This window comes from Pseudoalteromonas sp. T1lg22 (assembly GCF_002964645.1).
Classification (GTDB): domain Bacteria; phylum Pseudomonadota; class Gammaproteobacteria; order Enterobacterales; family Alteromonadaceae; genus Pseudoalteromonas.
Map to the genome: position 1 here is coordinate 175,597 of NZ_PQBY01000016.1, position 20,926 is coordinate 196,522.

At 48.7% G+C, this 20,926-nt stretch carries 19 protein-coding genes; 2 read left to right on the top strand and 17 right to left on the bottom strand.

The annotated features are described in order from the left end of the window. Positions 1–68: 68 nt before the first annotated feature. Positions 69–308 (top strand): DNA gyrase inhibitor YacG, encoded by a 240-nt coding sequence (yacG, locus tag C2M24_RS10385; protein WP_105214794.1) that lies wholly within the window; start codon positions 69–71, stop codon positions 306–308. Positions 309–487: 179 nt separating this feature from the next. Here the strand turns inward: yacG and C2M24_RS10390 are convergent, their stop codons facing one another. The 7 genes from C2M24_RS10390 to queA form a co-directional block, all read right to left on the bottom strand. Then, a complete protein-coding gene (locus C2M24_RS10390) occupies positions 488–1,255 on the bottom strand; it encodes a YggN family protein (protein ID WP_105215233.1) in 768 nt (255 codons plus the stop codon). A gap of 126 nt (positions 1,256–1,381) precedes the next feature. Beyond that, complete coding sequence (locus tag C2M24_RS10395) at positions 1,382–3,181, bottom strand: bifunctional diguanylate cyclase/phosphodiesterase (protein WP_105215235.1); 1,800 nt, start codon at positions 3,179–3,181, stop codon at positions 1,382–1,384. Between the two features lie 218 nt (positions 3,182–3,399). Next, the gene (gene secF, locus C2M24_RS10400) at positions 3,400–4,344 is read right to left on the bottom strand and encodes a protein translocase subunit SecF (RefSeq protein ID WP_105200144.1); all 945 of its coding nucleotides are present in this window, start codon (positions 4,342–4,344) and stop codon (positions 3,400–3,402) included. Between the two features lie 12 nt (positions 4,345–4,356). Beyond that, positions 4,357–6,216: a protein translocase subunit SecD gene (secD, locus tag C2M24_RS10405; RefSeq protein ID WP_105200143.1), complete on the bottom strand. Its 1,860-nt coding sequence runs from the start codon at positions 6,214–6,216 to the stop codon at positions 4,357–4,359. Between the two features lie 13 nt (positions 6,217–6,229). Continuing rightward, positions 6,230–6,568 carry a preprotein translocase subunit YajC gene (yajC, locus tag C2M24_RS10410; protein WP_105200142.1) on the bottom strand — a complete coding sequence of 113 codons (339 nt, stop codon included), beginning with the start codon at positions 6,566–6,568 and terminating at the stop codon, positions 6,230–6,232. A gap of 79 nt (positions 6,569–6,647) precedes the next feature. Further along, positions 6,648–7,772 (bottom strand): tRNA guanosine(34) transglycosylase Tgt, encoded by a 1,125-nt coding sequence (tgt, locus tag C2M24_RS10415; protein ID WP_105214796.1) that lies wholly within the window; start codon positions 7,770–7,772, stop codon positions 6,648–6,650. Positions 7,773–8,118: 346 nt separating this feature from the next. Then, the gene (queA, locus tag C2M24_RS10420) at positions 8,119–9,156 is read right to left on the bottom strand and encodes a tRNA preQ1(34) S-adenosylmethionine ribosyltransferase-isomerase QueA (protein ID WP_105214798.1); all 1,038 of its coding nucleotides are present in this window, start codon (positions 9,154–9,156) and stop codon (positions 8,119–8,121) included. A 468-nt stretch (positions 9,157–9,624) separates the two neighbouring features. On the opposite strand from queA, the gene C2M24_RS10425 reads away from it, so the two are divergent. Next, the gene (locus C2M24_RS10425; RefSeq protein ID WP_105214800.1) at positions 9,625–9,828 is read left to right on the top strand and encodes a hypothetical protein; all 204 of its coding nucleotides are present in this window, start codon (positions 9,625–9,627) and stop codon (positions 9,826–9,828) included. A gap of 73 nt (positions 9,829–9,901) precedes the next feature. Here the strand turns inward: C2M24_RS10425 and C2M24_RS10430 are convergent, their stop codons facing one another. The 10 genes from C2M24_RS10430 to C2M24_RS10475 all read right to left on the bottom strand — a co-directional run bounded on the left by C2M24_RS10430 (position 9,902) and on the right by C2M24_RS10475 (position 20,848). Next, on the bottom strand, positions 9,902–10,783 hold the full coding sequence (locus tag C2M24_RS10430; RefSeq protein ID WP_105214802.1) for a hypothetical protein: 882 nt from the start codon (positions 10,781–10,783) through the stop codon (positions 9,902–9,904). Continuing rightward, positions 10,783–11,391 (bottom strand): hypothetical protein, encoded by a 609-nt coding sequence (locus tag C2M24_RS10435; protein WP_158683754.1) that lies wholly within the window; start codon positions 11,389–11,391, stop codon positions 10,783–10,785. The genes C2M24_RS10430 and C2M24_RS10435 overlap by 1 nt, the downstream gene beginning before the upstream one ends. After that, positions 11,372–11,923 (bottom strand): RNA polymerase sigma factor, encoded by a 552-nt coding sequence (locus tag C2M24_RS10440; protein WP_105214806.1) that lies wholly within the window; start codon positions 11,921–11,923, stop codon positions 11,372–11,374. The genes C2M24_RS10435 and C2M24_RS10440 overlap by 20 nt, the downstream gene beginning before the upstream one ends. 115 nt (positions 11,924–12,038) lie before the next feature. After that, positions 12,039–12,953: a hydrogen peroxide-inducible genes activator gene (locus C2M24_RS10445; RefSeq protein ID WP_105214808.1), complete on the bottom strand. Its 915-nt coding sequence runs from the start codon at positions 12,951–12,953 to the stop codon at positions 12,039–12,041. A gap of 99 nt (positions 12,954–13,052) precedes the next feature. Beyond that, positions 13,053–14,321, bottom strand: a complete 1,269-nt coding sequence (locus C2M24_RS10450; protein WP_105214811.1) for an inorganic phosphate transporter — start codon at positions 14,319–14,321, stop codon at positions 13,053–13,055. Positions 14,322–14,393: 72 nt separating this feature from the next. Next, a complete protein-coding gene (locus C2M24_RS10455; RefSeq protein ID WP_105200135.1) occupies positions 14,394–15,071 on the bottom strand; it encodes a TIGR00153 family protein in 678 nt (225 codons plus the stop codon). 264 nt (positions 15,072–15,335) lie between these two features. Then, positions 15,336–16,037, bottom strand: a complete 702-nt coding sequence (phoU, locus tag C2M24_RS10460) for a phosphate signaling complex protein PhoU (RefSeq protein ID WP_105200134.1) — start codon at positions 16,035–16,037, stop codon at positions 15,336–15,338. Positions 16,038–16,096: 59 nt separating this feature from the next. Then, entirely contained in the window at positions 16,097–16,921 is an 825-nt protein-coding gene (pstB, locus tag C2M24_RS10465; protein ID WP_105200133.1) for a phosphate ABC transporter ATP-binding protein PstB, read from the bottom strand. Positions 16,922–16,950: 29 nt separating this feature from the next. Then, on the bottom strand, positions 16,951–18,600 hold the full coding sequence (pstA, locus tag C2M24_RS10470) for a phosphate ABC transporter permease PstA (RefSeq protein ID WP_105200132.1): 1,650 nt from the start codon (positions 18,598–18,600) through the stop codon (positions 16,951–16,953). A gap of 16 nt (positions 18,601–18,616) precedes the next feature. Next, complete coding sequence (locus tag C2M24_RS10475) at positions 18,617–20,848, bottom strand: ABC transporter permease subunit (protein ID WP_105214814.1); 2,232 nt, start codon at positions 20,846–20,848, stop codon at positions 18,617–18,619. Positions 20,849–20,926 lie beyond the last annotated feature (78 nt).

A 20,926-nucleotide genomic window follows, 5' to 3' on the forward strand; every position in this document is an offset into this window, starting at 1 on the left:
ATAACTTTCAATTAGCGTCCTGCTTAGATACACTTGCCCGCATCTAAGAATATGCGGAGCAAGTGTAGATGCCTGCGAAAGTGAACTGCCCTACCTGTGAGCAAGACGTTGAGTGGGGCCCCCAAAGCCCTTACCGACCATTTTGCAGCAAACGCTGCCAACTTATTGATTTAGGCGAATGGTCATCGGAATCAAATAGTATTTCCACGCCCCTGAGCAATGAGCCGCAAAGCGCAGATGCCAGTGCCTTTATCGAAGAAATTGAGGCCATGCTGGCAAAAAGCGAAGATAGCTTTTTTAAAGATTAGTGTAAGTCGGTGCTCTGCGCCGACAAAGGAAGATTGATGCTCTATTGTCGAGCTGAAAGCCCGACCTACAGGCGATAATAAAGAGCGGTGTTCCATTGTCGGGCTTTCGGCAATGTGCCCCTGCATTGCTCTCTTGTCAGGCTAAAGCCTGGCCTACAAGTATGGCGGCAAACCCCGACCTACATTTCAGATTTAATTTTTACCAGATCAAAGTCGGCTAATTCGGGAACCAGCTTTTGCAGCTTGGACTCTGTGGTATCAAGCATATTCAAGCAGTTGCAGTACTCTTCCGATTTCAGTGCCAACTGCTCGGCTTTCTTTTGCAGGGATTTGTCGATTTCTGCGGTAATAATTTCCATCCGGGTGCCCACATCACTGATGCGTTCCTCAATATTCCCCTCGCGGGATTCGAGGGCATCGCCGAGCGCTATCAACATGGCTCCCAGCGAGCCCTGAATTGCAGTATGAATCTTTTTCGATACTTCCTCAGCAAAGAAGTCATCTAATTTAGAGAGAGACTGAGGGGCGATATAAAAGAAATCATCGCCTCGTTTGAATTTATTGCGCAGCGCCTGCTCCACATACTGGAGTTGCGCCTTAAGCACTTCAGGCTCTTTATCGGAAAGACCCGTGACTACATTCTCAATGGCGCTCAGGCTGATATTGACCCCATCGGTAGCCAACTCCACCAATTCAGGAACTGTATCGCGGATCATTTGATTGTATTGCTCAAGAATTTCCGTTTCCTTGGCATCGAGTTCAATCCACTGACCTCGCACCAGCAGCTGATTGCCCTGGTTAATCTGCACCCGGGTTTGGTTATTATCAACAATGCGAATGGTGTCCTGAGTGATGATCAGGCCATGGGTCAGCTCTACATCACAGTGCCCACGTGCCGCGCTGTGCTCGTCTGACACCTGTGCACTCACATCCATGGATGCCATCATTAACCCAACCGTAAACCCTAAAAAGCGCAGCTTCATAACAACCCTCGACTCAACTGCGGCACAGATTATCAAACGGCGGCTCATAAGCAAACAGCTAAATTTATGTACTAGGGACAGGTGAGCGCTTTAATTTCTCAAACTATGACGGTGGACGCTCACATCCGTCTGATGCAAACGATACAAGGGCGCCGCGGGCTTGCGACGCTGGCAACAAAATACATAACTGCCCAGTTGGCACTTGGCTTCTTTTATCGCATCGGCGGCCAGAGCGGCAACCTGATGGCCGTTATGGCAGCAATTGATATCAGGGGAGACCAAACCAACGGCTAAAGACAGTAAAGGGATAAACTGACGCCTTCCCTGCCTGTCGCAACTCCAATAGCCTTTGGCCTTGATATGCTCGGTGCTGAAATAACCCTCGATCAGGCGATCAAAATCAGCGATAACCGCAGCACATATAGCCTGCGCCTGAGGGTCGTCGAACACAACCATAAAGTCATCGCCACCCATATGACCAACAAAACAGGGAACTGTCTGAGTATGGCGACGAATAAGCTCGGCCACCAGCTTGATCACCCCATCGCCATTGTCATAACCATAGAGGTCGTTAAAGGGCTTAAAATGGTTGAGGTCAAAATAAGCCAGGGTAAAGGAGCTGCCTGTATGCAGACGCTGCTCAATGGCTTCATTGATGGCAATATTACCGGGCAACATGGTCAGCGGATTGGCATGTTGGGCATGACGCACCTTTTCCTCGGTTATATGCTTGAGAATAATTCGCAGTGGCACCACTCCCAGGTATTGCTGCTCGCGAGTGACAATGATATGACGACGAATATCAAGGTCGCCATCGGTGATCTGATGACTGACGCTATCCAAGGTATCATTTTCATCAACCACAAGAAGCGAGCGTTCCATTACCGTACTGATAGCTTGCCTATCATAAAATGCATGCCCAGCGGGAGTCGAAAACAGCTCACTAAGCCGCTCTTTATAAAGCAGACCCACGGGGCGATGCTCGCTGTCTAACACCACCACACAACAAGCATTATTGTCCTCGGCAAATACTTTTTGCGCCTCACTGCAGCTGGTCTGCTGGCACAACGCCTGTTTGGCCTGCGCTAAGTAACCTATATTTAAACCCTGCTCACGGCGAGCTGGGCCCGCTCTCCATGTCGATTCAGGCATATGATGATGCCGATAGTGACACTCGGGTTGTGCGCTTGGGCAGGCCAGCAAGTAGCCCTGAACATTGTCTATACCCAGCCTGGTCAGCAGTTGAAATTCCTCAAAGCGCTCTATTCCTTCGGCGATCAATCGAGTATTGGTGGCCTTAGCCAAGTCGATAATGGATTTTAAGAACTCCCGTTTGACCGGGCTAAAATCACAATGGTCGATAAAATACCTGTCTATTTTGACTAGCTCGGGGCGTATTTCAGACCATTGCTTTAACCCAGAGTAGCCAGCCCCCAAATCATCAATGGCGATTTGAAAACCAAGCTCGCGATAATGTTCCACCGCTATTCGTAATAGCCTAGCATCTTCGACCTTATCCTGCTCGGTGAGCTCAATAACCACCTGCTCAGGTCCCAGGCCATATTTACGTAACAAGTGTAGCGTTTGCCCCTTTGGGTGGGCGGGATCAAGCAAAGTATTAGGGCTGACATTTAAAAACAGCTTACCTGTCAGTCCCAGCTTGGCAAAGGTGGCAATGGCCGTTTCGCGGCATAATAATTCTAATTCGGAGAGCCGACGCGCCTGTTGCGCACATTGAAACAACACGGCCGGAGCGTGCAAGGGACTGCCTTCTGGGCCTCGGCTCAAGGCCTCATAGCCAATTATTTGCTGCTGCGTAACATCGAAAATAGGCTGAAATAGGGTTGTGATCGACCGCTGCCGCAATATCAAGGTTAATTCTGCTATCAAGTCCGTATTCACCGGCCTACTACACTAAAAGCACAAACGGTGGCGCAGGGTAGCACTTGAATATGACAAGTATATGAAAAGGTTTATTTTTATCCTTTTTGATTTAAGTGTGGGTTAGTGCTCTATTGTCGCTCTGAGAGGCTGACCTACAGGCGAAAAAAAATGCCGCTGAAAAGCGGCATTTTCTCTATATCGCACTACAATCGCAAGAAAGGCGATTAAGGCATGGCGTCTAAGTCCGCACCTTCTTTTTCCACCTCTACCGGGATCAAATCCTCTTTACTCACACCTAGCGCCACGGCTACCGAACTGGCAACGTACACTGAAGAGTAAGTACCGATGAACACACCAAATAGCAATGCCGTAGCAAAACCGTGAATGGTCTGTCCACCCCATACGAACAAGGCAATCAATACCAAGATGGTGGTGATTGAGGTTACCAAGGTACGGTTCAGAGTTTGCGTCAATGAAATATCGATGATCTCTAAGGTGTCATCGGTACGCACTTTACGGAAGTTCTCACGAATACGGTCAGATACAACTATGGTATCGTTGAGTGAGTAACCTATTACCGCCAAGATGGCCGCTAAGATGGTTAAGTCAAACTCAAGACCGAGTAATGAGAACAAGCCCATGGTTAACACCACATCGTGGAAAAGCGCGAATACCGCACCCAGTGCGAAGCGCCACTCAAAGCGCATCGCCACATAAAGCAAGATACAGATAAGCGCCGTTAACATGGCCAAACCGCCCTGCTCTTTAAGGTCTTCCCCCACACTTGGGCCAACAAACTCGATACGACGCATTTGCGCATCGGCATCCGCTTGTTTCATTGCCGTCATCACCTGGTTACCAATCACCTCGGCCTTTACGCCTTCACCCTGAGGTGGCAAGCGCACCAAGACGTCTTTACTGGAGCCAAATAGCTGTACCGAGGCTTCGGCAAAGCCATTTTCGGCAAGTACTTTACGCACATTGCTTAGATCGGCCGGTTGTGAAAAACCTACCTCAACGGCGGTACCGCCGGTGAAATCCAAACCAAAGTTAAGGCCTTTAACAAAAAACGACGCGACAGAAGCAAAGATCAGCAAGATGGAGAAACCCATTGCCAATTTGCGTGCTTTCATAAATGGCAAGGTGCCTTTTACTTTTAATAATTGCATGCTTAGTTGCTCCTATATCGACAGCTTTTCAATGCGTTTGCCGCCAACGATCAGGTTGATCACCGCACGGGTACCGACAATGGCTGTAAACATTGATGTCAAAATACCAATGGCTAGAGTTACCGCGAAGCCGGCAATCGGACCTGTACCCACTGCAAACAGAATAACCGCAGCAATCAGGGTGGTAATATTGGCATCAAATATGGTGCTAAAGGCGCTGTCGTAACCGAAGTGAATCGCCTGTTGCGGACTGCGGCCATCGGCCAGCTCTTCACGGATACGCTCAAAAATAAGTACGTTGGCATCAACCGCCATACCTACTGTCAGTACGATACCGGCAATACCAGGTAACGTCAGAGCGGCGCCAGGGATCATCGACATAACACCGACAATCATAATCAGGTTGGCAGCAAGCGCCAGGTTGGCAACCATGCCGAAACCCTTGTAGTACAGCAACATAAAGGCAAGCACAAAGGCAAAACCAAGCACAACCGCTGTCATACCCGCTTCGATGTTTTCCTGACCCAGGCTTGGACCCACAGTACGCTCTTCAACGATTTGAATCGGTGCAACCAGGGCACCAGCGCGAAGCAGCAAGCTTAGGTTATGAGCTTCAGCCGGGCTATCAAGACCGGTAATACGGAAGCTGCGGTTTAAACGCGCCTGGATGGTAGCCACGTTGATAACCTCTTCCACCTTGATCGGCGGCAGGGCTTTACCATTGGCATCCACTTCACCGGATGGCTTGTACTCAATAAATACCGTGGCCATAGGTTTGCCAATAGCGCGTTTAGTAAAGGCATCCATCTTGGCGCCGCCTTTGGAATCAAGCGAGATGTTTACCTGCGGACGCTGGTATTCATCCAGGCTCGATTGTGCACCGGTAATATGGCTACCTTCTAAGATCACGCGCTTTTTAAGCACCACGGGACGACCCGTACGATCCATGATGATCTCTGTGCCCGGCGGCACACGACCCTGCATGGCAAGGCCTGGATCGGCATCTTGATCCACTTCGCGGAACTCAAGGGTAGCCGTAGCACCCAGGATTTCTTTGGCTCGCGCCGTGTCTTGTACGCCCGGAAGCTGGACGATAATACGCTCAGCACCTTGGCGCTGTACGTTTGGCTCGGCCACACCGATTTGGTTAATACGGTTACGAATAATGGTTTCGTTTTGCTTGATGGCGTAATCGCGCAACTCTTTGATGCGCAGCTCGCTCATGGTTACCACAAAACCGCTGTCGTTGTTGCTATCGTCGCTAAACATATAGCCCTGATAACGGCCTTGCAGGAATTTCTCCGCCGCGCCTTTATCTTCTTCGCTGCGCATAACTACCTGCACCGAGTCGCTGCCAGCAACTCGGCGTATGGTACGATAACGTAACTTTTCTTCACGTAAATCCGAGCGGAAGTCCTGTTCCATCTGGTTCAGTGCATTGTCCATAGCGGTCACCATGTCAACTTCCATGGTGAAATGCACACCACCACTTAAGTCAAGACCCAGCTTCATTGGATTACCACCAATCGACTTCAACCACTCGGGTTGTGCCGGCGCCATATTAATGGCTGAGATGTAGTCTTCACTTAAGTTGTCGCGCAAGATGTCCTGAGCTTTTAGTTGTTCTTCTACGTTCTTAAAGCGAACCAGGATCTGCCCGTCTTCGAGCTTGCTCGATTTGGATTCAATTTTATTTTCGCTAAGGATGGTATTTACCGTATCTAGTGCGCTTAGGTCTGCGTCGGCACCTTTGGCGCCCGTTACCTGAATGGCAGGGTCGCGACCATAGATGTTAGGGGTAGCATATAACACCCCTACCGCAAGCACTAAAAGCACGAGTAAATACTTCCATAAAGGATACTTATTTAACACGTATCTTTCCTTTTTATAGTGACTTCATGGTGCCTTTAGGTAGCACTGCAGAAATTGAGGCTTTCTGTACAGTCACTTCAGCTTGGTCGTTTAAGGCGATGGTTACGAAGTCTTTGTCTTCGGTTACCTTAGTGATTTTACCCACAAGGCCGCCTTGCGTAAGGACTTCATCACCCTTGGCTAGGGCGCTCATCAGGCTCTTGTGCTCTTTTACACGCTTGGCCTGTGGACGGTAGATCAGGAAATAAAATACCAAGCCGAAAATAGCCAGCATGATTAGCATTTCATAACCGCCACCAGCAGGTGCGGCACCAGCTGTGCTGGCATGAGCGTTAGCAATAAATAAACTCATCAGGTGTTCCCCTTCAGTATGTAACTATTAATTTTAATGTCTTAATTTATACGCAAGCCCGCACAAGGCGGGCCAGCAGTTATTCTGTTTCAGCAAGTTCAGGAACCGGCAGATTACGGCGAGCATAAAAGTCCGCCACGAATGCGTCAAGCTCTCCTGCGGCAATGGCTTCACGCAACCCTTCCATAAGGCGTTGGTAATAACGCAAATTATGGATAGTGTTAAGGCGTGCTCCTAAGATCTCATTACACTTATCCAAATGATGCAGATACGCGCGTGAGAAGTTAGTACAGGTATGGCAATCACATTCGCTATCAAGTGGCGCTGTATCGGTTTTATGCACGGCGTTGCGGATTTTCACCACGCCATCTGTGATAAACAGGTGACCATTACGGGCATTTCGCGTCGGCATAACACAGTCAAACATATCGATACCACGGCGCACCGCCTCAACGATGTCTTCCGGTTTACCCACACCCATAAGGTAACGTGGCTTTTGCTCCGGCATCTTGTAGGCACAGTGATCCAGGATGTTGATCATGTCTTCTTTTGGTTCACCTACGGATAAACCACCTAGGGCATAACCGTCGAAACCAATTTCTTCCAACCCTGCTTGCGATTGTGCACGAAGCTCTGGATACATGCCGCCCTGGATAATACCGAATAAGGCCGACGGGTTGTCGCCATGACCTTCTTTTGAACGTTTTGCCCAGCGCAGCGATAGCTCCATGGAGTCTTTCGCCTGCTTTTCGGTTGCAGGATACGGCGTACATTCATCGAAGATCATCACAATATCTGAACCTAGATCGCGCTGCACTTGCATCGCCTTTTCCGGGCTTAGCATGATTTTCTCGCCGTTCACCGGTGAGCTAAACAACACACCTTCTTCGGAGATTTTACGCATGGCACCCAGGCTAAATACCTGGAAGCCGCCTGAATCGGTCAGGATCGGCTTATCCCAGCCCATAAAGTCGTGCAGATCACCGTGTTGTTTGATGATCTCAGTGCCCGGGCGCAACATCAGGTGGAAAGTATTACCCAGACAAATATGCGCTCCCGTGCCTTTTAGCTCTTCAGGAGTCATGCCTTTTACCGTGCCGTAAGTACCCACGGGCATAAATGCCGGAGTTTCCACTACACCACGGTCAAAAATCAAGCGACCACGACGGGCTTTGCCATCGGTTGTATCTAATTCAAATTTCATATGAACCTCAATCGGTCGGAAAAACAGTCCAACTCTACTTAACTGTTGCGAACTTAGGCGCAATTTAACCGTCCGATTCTACCTTTTTTGGCACGGCAATACTATGAATTGGGGCAAATCGAAAAAATAAAAGGGGGGTGGGTTAGGTTATGCTCGCAGCTTCGCGTTTTGTAGGTTGGCCTTTAGGCCGACATGGTGGCAGTTGTGCATATTTGTCGGGCTGAAAGCCCGACCTACAGGCAGCAAGGGGTGTATGTTTGTAGGTCGGCCTTTAGGCCGACAAGGTGACAGTTTTGCATACTTGTCGGGCTAAAAGCCCGACCTACAAGGAATGAAAGACCTAGAGCTAACTTGTTTGCTTGGTTAAGAACATGGCATCACCATAACTGAAAAAGCGATAACGCTCTTTGATGGCCTCGTGGTAGGCATCCATAATATGCGTTTGCCCCGAGAACGCGCTGACCAGCATGATCAGGGTGGACTCTGGCAAGTGGAAGTTGGTGATCATGGCATCGACGACATTGAACTGGTAGCCGGGGAAGATAAAGATATCCGTGTCGCCAAAGTAGCTTTTAAGCTCGCCGCCACCGATTTTCGCCGCCGACTCCAAAGAACGCACCGAGGTTGTACCCACGGCGATAACTCGACCGCCACGCGCTTTAGCGGCCTGCACTGCGGCCACCACCTCTTCTGGCACTTCAATGTATTCCGAGTGCATATGGTGATCGGTAACGCTCTCTACGCGCACCGGCTGAAAGGTGCCGGCTCCCACATGCAGGGTGACAAAGGCCATCTCAACATTCTTGTCTTTTAGCTGCTGCATCAGGGCTTCATCAAAGTGCAAGCCAGCGGTCGGCGCCGCCACGGCACCGGGTTTTTCACCGTAAACGGTCTGATAACGCTGTTTATCTTCGTCGTTATCCGGACGGTCGATATAAGGCGGCAAAGGCATATGACCAATTTGTTCCAGGGTCTCCAGCACCGAACCCTCGCCTTTTAATTCCAGTTCGAATAACTCACCCTGACGGCCAAGCATTTCCATTTCTGCTTTGCCTTCAAGGAGCAGCATGGTGCCAGGCTTAGGTGACTTGCTCGAGCGTACATGAGCTAAAACCCGCTTATCATCCAATACGCGCTCAACCAGCACTTCCACCTTACCGCCGGAAGCCTTATTGCCGTGCATGCGCGCCGGGATCACCTTGGTATTGTTAAACACCAAAAGATCGCCAGGCTCGATAAAGTCGATAATGTCTTTGAAAATATGATGAGAGGTAGCACCGCTGTTACCATCCACCTTAAGCAAGCGGCTTTGGCTGCGCTCCTTTTGTGGAAAACGGGCAATTAACTCTTCGGGTAAATCAAAACTAAAATCGGCCACACGCATGTCGGGCTCTCCAGGGTGCTGAAAATCGCGCCAAGTCTAGTGATTCCCCAATCCGAAATCAAGCACACTAACCAGCCCGAGCTTTGGATTCGCCACAGGCTAGAGTTCTGCCATAAAAGGGTGACCGCTTGATACCCCGAAGAAAATCAAAAAATATTTGCTGCAAAAACATCAAACTAACCACAAGTTGATTGTTTTTTAACTAGCGTTACTTTTGCTCTGCAACTGCTTGTCTATACTGAATAGTTCATGGTCTGTCTGAGCTTATCTGTGCATTTGCCAAAGATACAAGCAAGACGGCCAATACCAATTGGTGTAAATGCGCGACCCGTGCCAACTAAGGTGGCACAACAAAAAAACTAATAATGGCCCAACAATGGAATGTGGCAAACCAGGTTACTGGTTCAGGAACTCCGCGTCACCGCCTGTGTTCAGGGGTGTGGAAGACTACAAATAAAGGAAATCGGCATGTTTTTTTTAGTTACTCTACTTTTGTGCGTCAACCTCTTTATAGCTGGGCAATGTTATATGCATGCCAAACGTAAAGGCTATCCGGTTAAGCTCTTTCTGGCCTTGGGTCTGGTGCCCTACTTTAATTTAGTGATCTGGGTGTACCTGCTGTTTCTACCAGCGCTGGAAAAACATCAGTTTGGCTCAAAAACAACCCTGTAGTGCACTACAGGGTGTTAAGCTTGGTACTGAGTCTGGGTGTACATCATTGATGTGTGCAACTCATACCCGCCTGCTATAAAGCGTATTGCTTCGCTCTGCTTAGCAAGTCTTTATGATCCAGCTTGCCACTTACGCAACGGTTGATATCCGATTTTTTAAACACCGCCATATGCTGGTTACGCGCCTGGCTAAACTGCACATTTACAAATTGCTCATCACTGATATCACGCATCCCGACACCATAATCGCAGAGACTGCGGGCTACACTGGTGAGTGCTTTTTGTAATTGCTCCTGCTGCTCTTGTTGTTGCTTTTCCTTTTGCTTCAAACGTTTCACCTTTACTTCTTTGACCAGCACCTTGTTTTTGGCATCGAGCGTGTCTTTTTCCTCGCGCAACTTGACGATTTCACGCTCTATTTTCTGCAATTGCTTGGTGAGCTCCTTATCGTCATCCTGGAGCTTGGATTGGATTCTCACTTCCCTTTGCTCGCGGTTAAGCTCGCGAAGGCGATGCCGCAATTCCCTCTGCTGCTCAGCGCTGGCACGCATTTGCTCCGATTGCTCACGAATATCTTCCAACTCAATAATGATTTCCTTGGACTCTGTACCTACGACCTCACCATTTACAAATTCCATATGGCCATCATTCATGGTCACCGAATCTGCGGTGATCACGGCCTCAGGCGGCAGCGGCGGCAAGGGCATATCATCAAATTCGGTTACAAAGACAAAATGATTATCCAGACGAATTCGATACAGCACCCCTTGGTTGGCCAAATAGGTACTGGAAACCTGTACCGATTGACGCTCTAGATCCTGCTTTAACGCCGTGCTCAGAATATTTTCCACTATGCCAATTTGGCGCTGCACCTGGTCAAACTCACCGGCTTGCGCAACATTAGTAAAGGAAGCCACACCTAGCGCCACAGCGCTTGCTATAAAGTACTTTTTCATCATTGACTCTCTGTGTTGTAAGCCGTGCTATAAGGCGGCTGTTGTTCAATTTGTTCAGCAATATCATTGAGCTGCATGCGCAAATAAGCATTATCCTGGGCCCGCTGGGTATTGATGTAATCGACCAGAGTCGCCATCGCATCCTGGCGCTCACTGCGGGCGATATCCACGGTTTGTGTGGCTATATCCGCTAAGGCTTCCTTTTGCCACTGCGACTGTGCCACCAAGGCCTCGCTCAATTGCTGCATCTGCTGTTTTTGCTCGGCTAAGGTTTGCTCTTGCTGTTGAATTTGCGCCACCAGCTGCTGATTAGTGCCATACACCTGGTAACCGCCAAAGAGCATGGCAAAGCTCATAATGCTTGCAGCTACCCAGGGAAAATACTGGCTTGAGGTCGGCGTTGATGGAAACAACCGCTCAGCTTGCCAGCTTTGAGGAACATCCTGCGCAGCAAACTGCTCGGCAGCCCCTTGCCAATATTCGGCCTGTTTAAGCATGGGGCCAAACACAGGATCGCCGCTCAACGCCGCCATTTCATCCGCACTCAACTGCTCGCCATCTAAGGCTCTGTCAAAAAGCGCTTCTAGATTATTTTGTTTGGCCATCATGAACCTCCAATTGCGGTTTTAATCGACCCAAAGCCGCATACAAACGTGTTTTAACCGTATTGACCGATACCTCCAGCTGCTGCGCAATTTCTTCAAAGGTGCAGTGTTGGAAGAATTTCATCTCCACCACCACCCTTTGCTCAAAGGGTAACCTGGCAAGCTCGGCTAGCAGCCGCTGATTTTGTTGCGCCTGCATTAAGGGGCGCTCCATATGCAATACATTACTGCTTGGCTCTGCCACCTCATCCAGGCTCTGATGCTGGCGGTGGCGGCGAAAATGCTCCGCCGACTTGTTATAGGCGATACGAAACAACCAGGTGTGCAACTGACTTTGGCCATTAAACTGACCCAAACCTTGATAGGCACTGATAAAGGTTTCCTGCATCACATCCAGGGCGTCATCCGGGTGCTGAAGCAACCTTAGACACTGGTTATACAACCTTTTCTCATGGCGTTTCACCAGGGTCAGCCAGGCTTTATTGCTGCCGCTTTGTGCTTTTGTTATTAGCCGTTGTTCTGAGTTAAAAATCACGTAATTAAGCAATCAATTGATTGTGTTATTAGGTTAGTTGCAAGGCGATAGGAAAAAGTTTGGAAAAATTAAATTTATTTATAAAAAAAGCGGCCTAAGCCGCTTTCAACAAATATTATTCGCTGCCAACCGTGCAGCAGGTGCGAAGAAACTCGCCAACCTTCTCACTGAAGAGACGGAAGTCGCCGATACGCCCCGTGGTTTTACGCCAAACTAAGCCGACATCACGATGGGCATCCGAGTCCGAGCTCACCGCCAGCAAGGGCTTGGAGTCTAAAATCCCGGCATTGAGCGCCATTTGCGGTAAGAAGGTAACGCCCAGCTTGTACTCCACCATGGAAAGCAGGGTATGTAGGTTACTGGCCTCAAAAGGGTTAATACAGCTAGCTCGCTCTAGGTTACAGGCACTAAGGGCATGCCCCGTCATACAGTGCTCTCGCTCAAGCAAGAAGACACTGTGCTCCGGTAGCAGGTTGTAATCGACCTCAGAGTCAATCTGGTAATCCTTATGATGCACCAGATAAAACTTATCTTTAGCAAGGATCTGAGTATGAAAACGGCTGGTTTCATAAGGTAAGGCCAGCAGGGCAAGATCTATATGGCCATGCTCGAGTTTGTCGAGCAACTTATCACTGGTGTCTTCTACCAGCACCAGATCCAGCTCTTTAAAAGTGGCCTTACAATAGCAATGCAGCGGCGCGGCCACAAAACTGGCAATAGTAGGAATAATGCCAATAGTGAGCGAGCCACTAAGTGGATGCAGGTGACTGCGAGTAAGCTCTTTAACACTCATGGTGTCATCGATAATCTTCTTCGCCTTTTCCACCACTTCCTCGCCGATGGCGGTAAACATCAGGCTACGATTTTCTCGCTCGATGAGCTGCACCCCAAGGTTTTCCTCAAGGTTCTGAATGGCGCTACTTAAGGTCGACTGACCTATATAACAGGCGCTGGCGGCGCGGCCGAAATGCTGATGCTGGTGTACGGCTAAGAGATACTGTAGCTGCTTAATACTGGGTAGGTTCGTCATATTTATGCCCATAAATAAAAAGACCCCAACACCTGGGGCGTTGAGATCTTTTCAAGCTAAAAGACTGTTTAGTCGTGGCAGGCGCTCAGCGCCTACGCTTTATACGCCAAATGCTGTTCGTAATACGTAGAAGATTACAATAGCAAGTGCGGCACCAACAGGCAACGTAATTACCCAAGAAACAACGATATTTCTTATTACGCCCATATTCAGCGCGGCAATACCTCGGGCCATACCTACACCCAATACCGCACCAACCAAGGTTTGCGTGGTAGAGATAGGCAGACCTGTACCTGAGGCGATAACAACGGTAGAAGCAGCGGCAAGCTCGGCAGCAAAACCACGGCTAGGCGTTAGGTGAGTGATGCCTTCACCGATAGTTTTAATTACTTTCTTACCTAGTAGCGCAAGACCAACAACGATACCAATACCACCAAGAGGCAGAATCCACCAGGCCAGCGCCGCTTTCTTAGCGATTTCACCATTGTTCTCAACAATGTTTACTACCGCAGCAAGTGGACCGATGGCGTTAGCTACATCGTTTGAACCGTGGGCAAAGGCCATACAACAGGCGGTCAGAACCATTAATACCGCAAACACTTTTTCAACGTTGTTGAACTGCATTTTCTTGTCGGCTTTAGGGTCCATCTTCATACGTTGAATAACGATTTTACCGATAATGGCGATAATAACGGCGATACCAATAGAAAGCATATAGCCTTCCACTGCACCCAAGTTAATGCCTATGTGCTTTAAGCCTTTTTTGATAGTCACAAGAGACATTACGAAACCGGCAAGACCCATATACATAGGCACGAAACGCTTGGCATTCTCAAGCGGTTTTTCGGTATCGAAAATCAGCTTTTGCGCGCTCATAAAGATAAGATAAGCGATAAAACCAGAGATCGCCGGGGTGACAATCCAGCTACCGACTATGCCTGCAACCTTAGTCCACTGAATCGCTTCACTACCCACGGCAACCAGGGCAAAACCTATGATGGCGCCAATGATTGAGTGAGTTGTTGAAACAGGCCAGCCCAGGAAAGAGGCAATTAATAACCAGCTACCCGCGGCAAAGAGCGCGGCAATCATACCCAGAACCATAAGTTCAGGGATATCAGCAAATGGGGCGGCATCAATAATACCTTTACGGATCGTTGATGTTACTTCACCGCCAGCCAAGTAGGCACCGGCAAATTCGAAAATCATCGCAATGACGATTGCTTGTTTGATCGTTAGGGCTTTAGAGCCCACAGAAGTACCCATGGCGTTGGCTACATCGTTTGCACCGATACCATAAGCCATGAAGAAACCTACCGCTGCGGCAACAAGCACTAACAGGGTACCGTAGGACGAAATAATATCCATCAGAAAAACCTTATTTTTTTAACTTTGTGTGATTTAACTCTGTACCTTTCACTGAGTTAAATCCGGGCAATGTTAACGGGCTAACAGCACTTCTAAACGAGCACCAACTCGTTCAGCGATATCTGCTAAATCACCCACCCATTCGATGATCTTGTATAAGAACATCACATCAACTGGGTTCATCGTGTCTTCGATGCGACGTAATTCATGACGCAATCTGATTTGCATGTCGTCCGTGTCTTGCTCAATGGCATCAAGCTCAACCAGCATTTTTTCCACCAGCACAACTTCGCGACCGCGAAAACCGGTTTCCAATAACTCGTCTAGCTCGTTAATTGCCTTTGATGCTTGTTTAGTTGCATCCACGCAGCGGGATAAATATTGCAAAAAGTCTTTTTGAATGGTCTCTGGGATTGTCATCTCACGACCAACAACACGACCGGCAATATCTTTTGCTTTATTAGCAATCTTATCCTGATGAGTGATCAGCTCAAGTAGGTCGGTACGCTCAACTGGAAGGAACAAACCACGTGGCAAGTTAAGACGGATTTCACGTTTTAACTCGTCCGCTTCACGTTCAAGTGAGCGAATTTTAAGGCGTAACTCTTCCGCTTCATGCCACTCTTTTTTAAACACATGTTCAAAAAATGGAATAAGCATGGCGCTGGCTTTGTGCACCTTTTTTATATGATCTTCGATTGGTTTAATAGGTGATTTTGCAAAAACCCCTAAAAACGCATTACTAGGCATAATTGACCCTTTGAATCTTAGTTTGCAATAAAATCGTCATAAATAAGTCACGGAAACGTCTTAGGATGGCTCCTATAATCGCTATCAGTGTCAATTTATTTTCGATTTGCATCTTTATGCTTCGGGCGTGATTTTACCTTATTAATCACCCGAACGCATGAATTTTCATGCTCAATTCATCAATGTTTTGCCAACTCCAAGACGGCGAAAAATATGAACATAAAAAAGGGCAAAAGTCCTTTTGCCCTTACATCTTGCTACCGGTTAGATGGTCTTCGCAATCATATCCTGTGATACGTGGCGAATATCTTTACCCTTAACAAAGTAGATTACGTACTCAGAAATATTCTGACAACGATCACCAATGCGCTCCAGTGAACGTACCGACCAGATCAGCTCCATTACACGCGGAATTGAACGCGGATCTTCCATCATATAGGTCATGATCTGACGCGTCAGGGCTTCGTATTCACGGTCGACCTTTTCATCGGCCTTGTGCACTTCAAACGCTTTTTGCGCATCCATACGGGCAAAAGCATCAAGCACATCGTGCAGCATTTTTGACACCAGGCGACCCATGTTTTCCATGTTCGCCAGCAAGCCCTGCTGATCCTTGGTGAAAGAATCCAAGGCTACTTTGGCGATACGCTCGGCTTCATCGCCGATACGCTCTAGATCGGCGATGGTTTTGGCGATGGCAACAACCAGGCGTAAATCGCTCGCCGCCGGCTGACGCTTGGCGATGATGCGCGTACACTCTTCATCTATGTTCACTTCCATGGCGTTAACACGGTAATCGTTTTCTTTTACCTTCTTCGCCAGTTCGCCGTCGCCTTTGGCTACGGCGTCTAAGGCACTGTTTAGTTGCTGCTCAACCAAACCACCCATGCTTAGTACATGATTGCGCACATTTTCCAGCTCTTCGTTAAACTTACCGGAGATATGCTTATTAATATTATGTTCCATAATGGCCTTCTTAATTCTTACCTAATAATGATAGCAAGCATTGCTACGCCCATCACAGCTTAACCGTAACGACCAGTGATATAGTCTTCGGTTTTCTTTTTACTTGGCGTGGTGAACAAGGTATTGGTATCTGCATACTCAATTAGCTCACCCATATACATAAATGCGGTTTGGTCTGACACACGGGCTGCCTGTTGCATGTTGTGTGTCACTATTACCACAGTGTATTTATCTTTTAGATCGCTGATCAGCTCTTCGATAACCAAGGTTGAAATTGGGTCAAGTGCCGAGGTCGGCTCATCCAGAAGCAAAACTTCAGGTTCAATCGCGATTGAACGGGCAATCACCAGACGCTGCTGCTGACCACCTGACAGACCAAAGGCACTGTCGTGCAGTCGGTCTTTAACTTCATCCCACAAGGCCGCACCGCGCAGTGATTTTTCCACCACTTCATCCAGCTTACGCTTGTCTTTAATGCCCTGTAGGCGCAGGCCATAAACCACGTTCTCATAAATCGACTTAGGGAAGGGGTTAGGACGCTGGAACACCATGCCGACGTTACGGCGCAGGGCCGCAACATCGACACGCTTGTCGTAAATATTTTCGCCGTGCAGCAGGATTTGACCTTCGATACGACAGGTATCAACCAGATCATTCATGCGGTTAATACAACGCAATAGCGTCGACTTACCACAGCCAGATGGACCGATAAATGCGGTTACCTGACCTTTGGGGATATCCATGCTGACATTTGCCAGTGCTTGCTTCTCGCCGTAGTAAAGATCGAGGTTTTTAATCTGTAACGCTGTTTGCTCTGGGGTCAGATTGGTTAGATCCAACTTGTGCGTGTTTGCTGCGTTTACTTCGGTTGCAACTGTAATCATAACGTTTTTACCTATCTCAATTCTTTACATTAGTTGTCTAGCGCGCGGAACTTCTCACGCAAATGGTTACGAATACCAATTGCCGTGATGTTCAGAGCAATAATCACTGTGACCAGCAGGAATGCAGTTGCATAGACCAGTGGGCGCGCAGCTTCTACGTTTGGGCTTTGGAAGCCTACATCATAAATATGGAAACCCAAGTGCATAAATTTACGATCTAAGTGCACATAAGGGAAGTTACCATCCAGTGGCAGAGTTGGTGCCATTTTCACTACACCCACCAGCATCAGAGGTGCAACCTCACCGGCCGCACGGGCCACCGCCAGAATCAGACCCGTCATAATGGCCGGGCTGGCCATAGGCACCACGATGCGCCACAGGGTTTCAGCCTTGGTGGCACCCAGAGCCAATGAGCCCTGACGCACCTGACTTGGAATACGTGATAAACCTTCTTCGGTTGATACGATAACCACAGGCAGAGTCAAAATAGCCAGAGTCAATGCCGACCAGATCACACCCGGAGTACCAAATACCGGGCTTGGCGACGCTTCCGGGTAGAACAATTGGTCTATGCTGCCACCTAGCATGTAAACGAAGAAACCAAGACCGAATACACCGTATACAATCGAAGGTACACCGGCCAAGTTGATTACCGCGATACGGATCATCTTGGTTACCGCATTCTTCGCCGCATATTCGTGCAGGTAAATGGCTGCAACCACACCAAATGGAGTCACAATCACTGCCATTAGCATAACCATAAATACGGTACCGAAGATGGCTGGGAATACCCCGCCCTCAGTGTTCGCTTCGCGCGGGTCGTCAGAAATAAACTTGCCCAACTGGCCGAAGTAATGACCCACCTTGGCAAAGAAGCCCATGTCGTTCGGCAACCAGAAATCCAGCACCTGATACAGTGGCAGGGTTACCAGCTCACCGCGCATGTCTTTTACTACAACCTGATCGCGCTTGGCGTCATCACGCAGTTGGAAAAGTGTTTTTTCCAGCTCTTTATACTGTTCACGCAAGGCCTTACGTTGGGCTTCAAGCTCAGCGGCACGCTCGTGAGTCAACTCGTTATCAAGCTCATAGCCACGCTCTTTTAAACGCAGGCGCTCAAGCTCGTAGTTAATATGACCAATGTCGCCATTTTGCAGGTCCAGCGCCTGTTCATTCAGGTCTACCGCACGCTCTACCAGCTCTTCCAGTTTTTCTTCCAGGTCGCCTTGAACCGGCTGACCGTTTTCGATCACCTGTTCGATATAACCATAGAAGTTACCGTTTTTAGAACGTTCGAACACGGCCAGGTTATGGGGCGTCGATTGGCTTTGGATGTCGGTTTCCAAAATCCAACGGAAGTCCAACTCCACATATTCACGGTTACCGGTTTTGATCAGGTAACGAGTTAGTTCTTCCCCCTGGAAGTCCCCCAAGTCTACGCCCGCTTGGCGTACGCGGCTGGCCGGCACCACTTCGTGGTCATAGATTTCACCTATTACGGTGTGCTGCTCTACCGAGCCCTGAATATGAAACTCGTGTACCGGTGAGGCCCAGAAGAAGCCCAGACCACGCCATGCGATCAAGGCCAGCAGGCCGATTACCGAAATCAAACTGATGCTTACCGCACCACCGGTCATCCAAATCCAAGGAGAACCAGACTTAAACCACTGTCTTATCATGTCGTTTCTCCTCTAATTACAGTGAGCTGTACTTTTCACGCAGGCGCTGACGAACAAACTCAGCAAGCGTGTTAAAGACAAAGGTGAAAATAAACAGCACAAAGGCGGCAAGGAAAAGAATACGGTAGTGCGAACTACCTACTTCTGACTCCGGCATTTCTACCGCTATGTTGGCCGCCAGAGTGCGCATACCTTGGAAAATGCTCCAATCCATAATTGGCGTGTTACCTGTCGCCATCAGTACGATCATGGTTTCACCCACGGCGCGACCTAGGCCCATCATAATAGCCGAGAAGATACCCGGGCTGGCGGTAAGTAATACTACGCGCACTAGGGTTTGCCATTGGGTGGCGCCCAGCGCCAGAGAGCCGTTCGACAGGTGCTTAGGCACGCTGAATACCGCATCTTCGGCAATCGAGAAAATAGTCGGAATAACCGCAAAGCCCATGGCGATACCCACAACCAAAGAGTTACGTTGGTCGAAGGTCATGCCTAACTCGTTGGTAATGTACTGACGCACGTTGCCACCAAAGAACCAGGCTTCGAGGTTACCGCTCATGGCAAATGACAACCAGCCGATAAACAACACCACAGGAATAAGAATAATCGAGTGTGCGCCCTCTGGAATACGGTGACGAATATGCTCCGGCAGCTTAGTCCATACCAAAGCAGTAGCTAAGATACCTATAGGCAACAGTACCAAGAGAGCGACAATGGCCGGGAGGTTTTCCTCAATTAACGGCGCCAACCAGAGACCGGCCAAGAAACCTAAGATAACCGTTGGTAAGGCTTCCATAATTTCAACCGTTGGCTTAACCACCTTACGGAGCTCGCTCGACATAAAGTAGGCGGTGTAAATAGCCGCAGACAGAGCGATAGGCACGGCGAATAACATGGCGTACATGGCCGCTTTTAAGGTACCGAATGAAATAGGCACCAAAGAGAATTTAGATTCAAAGTCATCACTGGCCGACGTTGACTGCCAGATGTAATCCGGCTCAGGGTAGCCTTCATACCAAACTTCTTGCCATAAACCAGACCAGGTTACTTCCGGGTGCTCATTTTCAATTTCCAGCACGCTCACCTTGTTGTCGGCAAGAATTAACGCAGCATTAGCACGCGGAGCAACGGCAAAGTTTTTAATGGCTCCTTCGGCCACCTTGCCCTGCCATAGCTTAGCTTCACTGGTGGTGTAATACAGGCCTAACTCACCGTTGGCACCGGTAGTAAAGAAGGTGCGACGGTAGAATTCAGAGTAAATATTAATGGCTTTTTGCTTTGAGGTTTCAAAGGCACGAATTTTCTTAAATTCCTTACCCTCATCGGTATTCACCTCAAACCACTGCGACACTTCACCGTTGTCATTGGCCAACATTAGCGAGTTGGCGCCGGCAAGTAGCTGCGCAGAAACAATATTGGCATTTTCTTCATTCGCCGCCAAAATCTGTGTCAGTTGCACATCATCGGCATAACGGCTGTCGAAGATATAAATCTGATTGGCCGAACGCACAAAAACGCGACTGCCATCGGGAGAGATCAACAGCTCATCAATACGACCGTCGATATCCAGCTCGGTTTGCTCCGCAACCCATTCGGTTTCGCCGGTCATAAAGTTTTCTTCACCCACGTAGGCGCTAAATACCACGCGCTTATCGGCGGTCAAAGCAACCACAACAAGCTTGCCTTCAGTTTGAGCAAAGGCGAAGCGCTTTATGGCGGCGCCCTGCTGGTCAACCGTTAACGGCTCACTGCCTAAGGGGTAATTAAGGACAGGCGTCATCTTACGCTGGTTGTTAGGGAAGGTAACCTGAAAGCTGGGCTTTACGATAACCACTTCACCGCTATCCAAACCATAGGCGTACAAGCCCTGGTGCGGCGCGCTGGTTGCAAAGCTGGACACTGCCGCCGGCAACTCTGCCGTCAGTTCGGTGATCTGCTTACCGAAATCAGTCCCCTGGATATTATAGAAATCAACGGCACCACTGCGCTTAAGCAAGTAAGCGACCTCGGTTTGCTCTTCAAGGCCTAGACCTACTACTTCTTGCTGGTCTACGGTGAAATGTGCGCGCTCTTGAACTTCAGCCGATTCAAAAATTGGCTGTACTACATAGAGGAGATAGAAAAATATCAGCAACAGCGCCACGAGTACCATTACCCCACCTGAGGTAATACTAAACTGAGCTATTTTGTCTTTAAACAGACGGCTTCTATCCGTGCTAAATGACAGGTTTTGCGGATTGGAAGTCATCAACTTACCCTTAGATCTTGACGATGTGCGGATTATATTTCATCAAAATGACAGTTTTGTTACATGGCTCTAAAACTG

What these genes read in the sequence shown, in the direction of transcription:
- C2M24_RS10450 (WP_105214811.1), bottom strand. Translation starts at nt 14,321, where the DNA reads ATGGATATTATTTCGTCCTACGGTACCCTGTTAGTGCTTGTTGCCGCA.
- C2M24_RS10430 (WP_105214802.1), bottom strand. Translation starts at nt 10,783, where the DNA reads ATGAAAAAGTACTTTATAGCAAGCGCTGTGGCGCTAGGTGTGGCTTCC.
- C2M24_RS10390 (WP_105215233.1), bottom strand. Translation starts at nt 1,255, where the DNA reads ATGATGGCATCCATGGATGTGAGTGCACAGGTGTCAGACGAGCACAGC.
- C2M24_RS10455 (WP_105200135.1), bottom strand. Translation starts at nt 15,071, where the DNA reads ATGCCTAGTAATGCGTTTTTAGGGGTTTTTGCAAAATCACCTATTAAA.
- C2M24_RS10435 (WP_158683754.1), bottom strand. Translation starts at nt 11,391, where the DNA reads ATGATGGCCAAACAAAATAATCTAGAAGCGCTTTTTGACAGAGCCTTA.
- queA (WP_105214798.1), bottom strand. Translation starts at nt 9,156, where the DNA reads ATGCGTGTGGCCGATTTTAGTTTTGATTTACCCGAAGAGTTAATTGCC.
- yacG (WP_105214794.1), top strand. Translation starts at nt 69, where the DNA reads ATGCCTGCGAAAGTGAACTGCCCTACCTGTGAGCAAGACGTTGAGTGG.
- C2M24_RS10445 (WP_105214808.1), bottom strand. Translation starts at nt 12,953, where the DNA reads ATGACGAACCTACCCAGTATTAAGCAGCTACAGTATCTCTTAGCCGTA.
- pstA (WP_105200132.1), bottom strand. Translation starts at nt 18,600, where the DNA reads ATGATAAGACAGTGGTTTAAGTCTGGTTCTCCTTGGATTTGGATGACC.
- phoU (WP_105200134.1), bottom strand. Translation starts at nt 16,037, where the DNA reads ATGGAACATAATATTAATAAGCATATCTCCGGTAAGTTTAACGAAGAG.
- C2M24_RS10425 (WP_105214800.1), top strand. Translation starts at nt 9,625, where the DNA reads ATGTTTTTTTTAGTTACTCTACTTTTGTGCGTCAACCTCTTTATAGCT.
- pstB (WP_105200133.1), bottom strand. Translation starts at nt 16,921, where the DNA reads ATGATTACAGTTGCAACCGAAGTAAACGCAGCAAACACGCACAAGTTG.
- tgt (WP_105214796.1), bottom strand. Translation starts at nt 7,772, where the DNA reads ATGAAATTTGAATTAGATACAACCGATGGCAAAGCCCGTCGTGGTCGC.
- secF (WP_105200144.1), bottom strand. Translation starts at nt 4,344, where the DNA reads ATGCAATTATTAAAAGTAAAAGGCACCTTGCCATTTATGAAAGCACGC.
- yajC (WP_105200142.1), bottom strand. Translation starts at nt 6,568, where the DNA reads ATGAGTTTATTTATTGCTAACGCTCATGCCAGCACAGCTGGTGCCGCA.
- C2M24_RS10475 (WP_105214814.1), bottom strand. Translation starts at nt 20,848, where the DNA reads ATGACTTCCAATCCGCAAAACCTGTCATTTAGCACGGATAGAAGCCGT.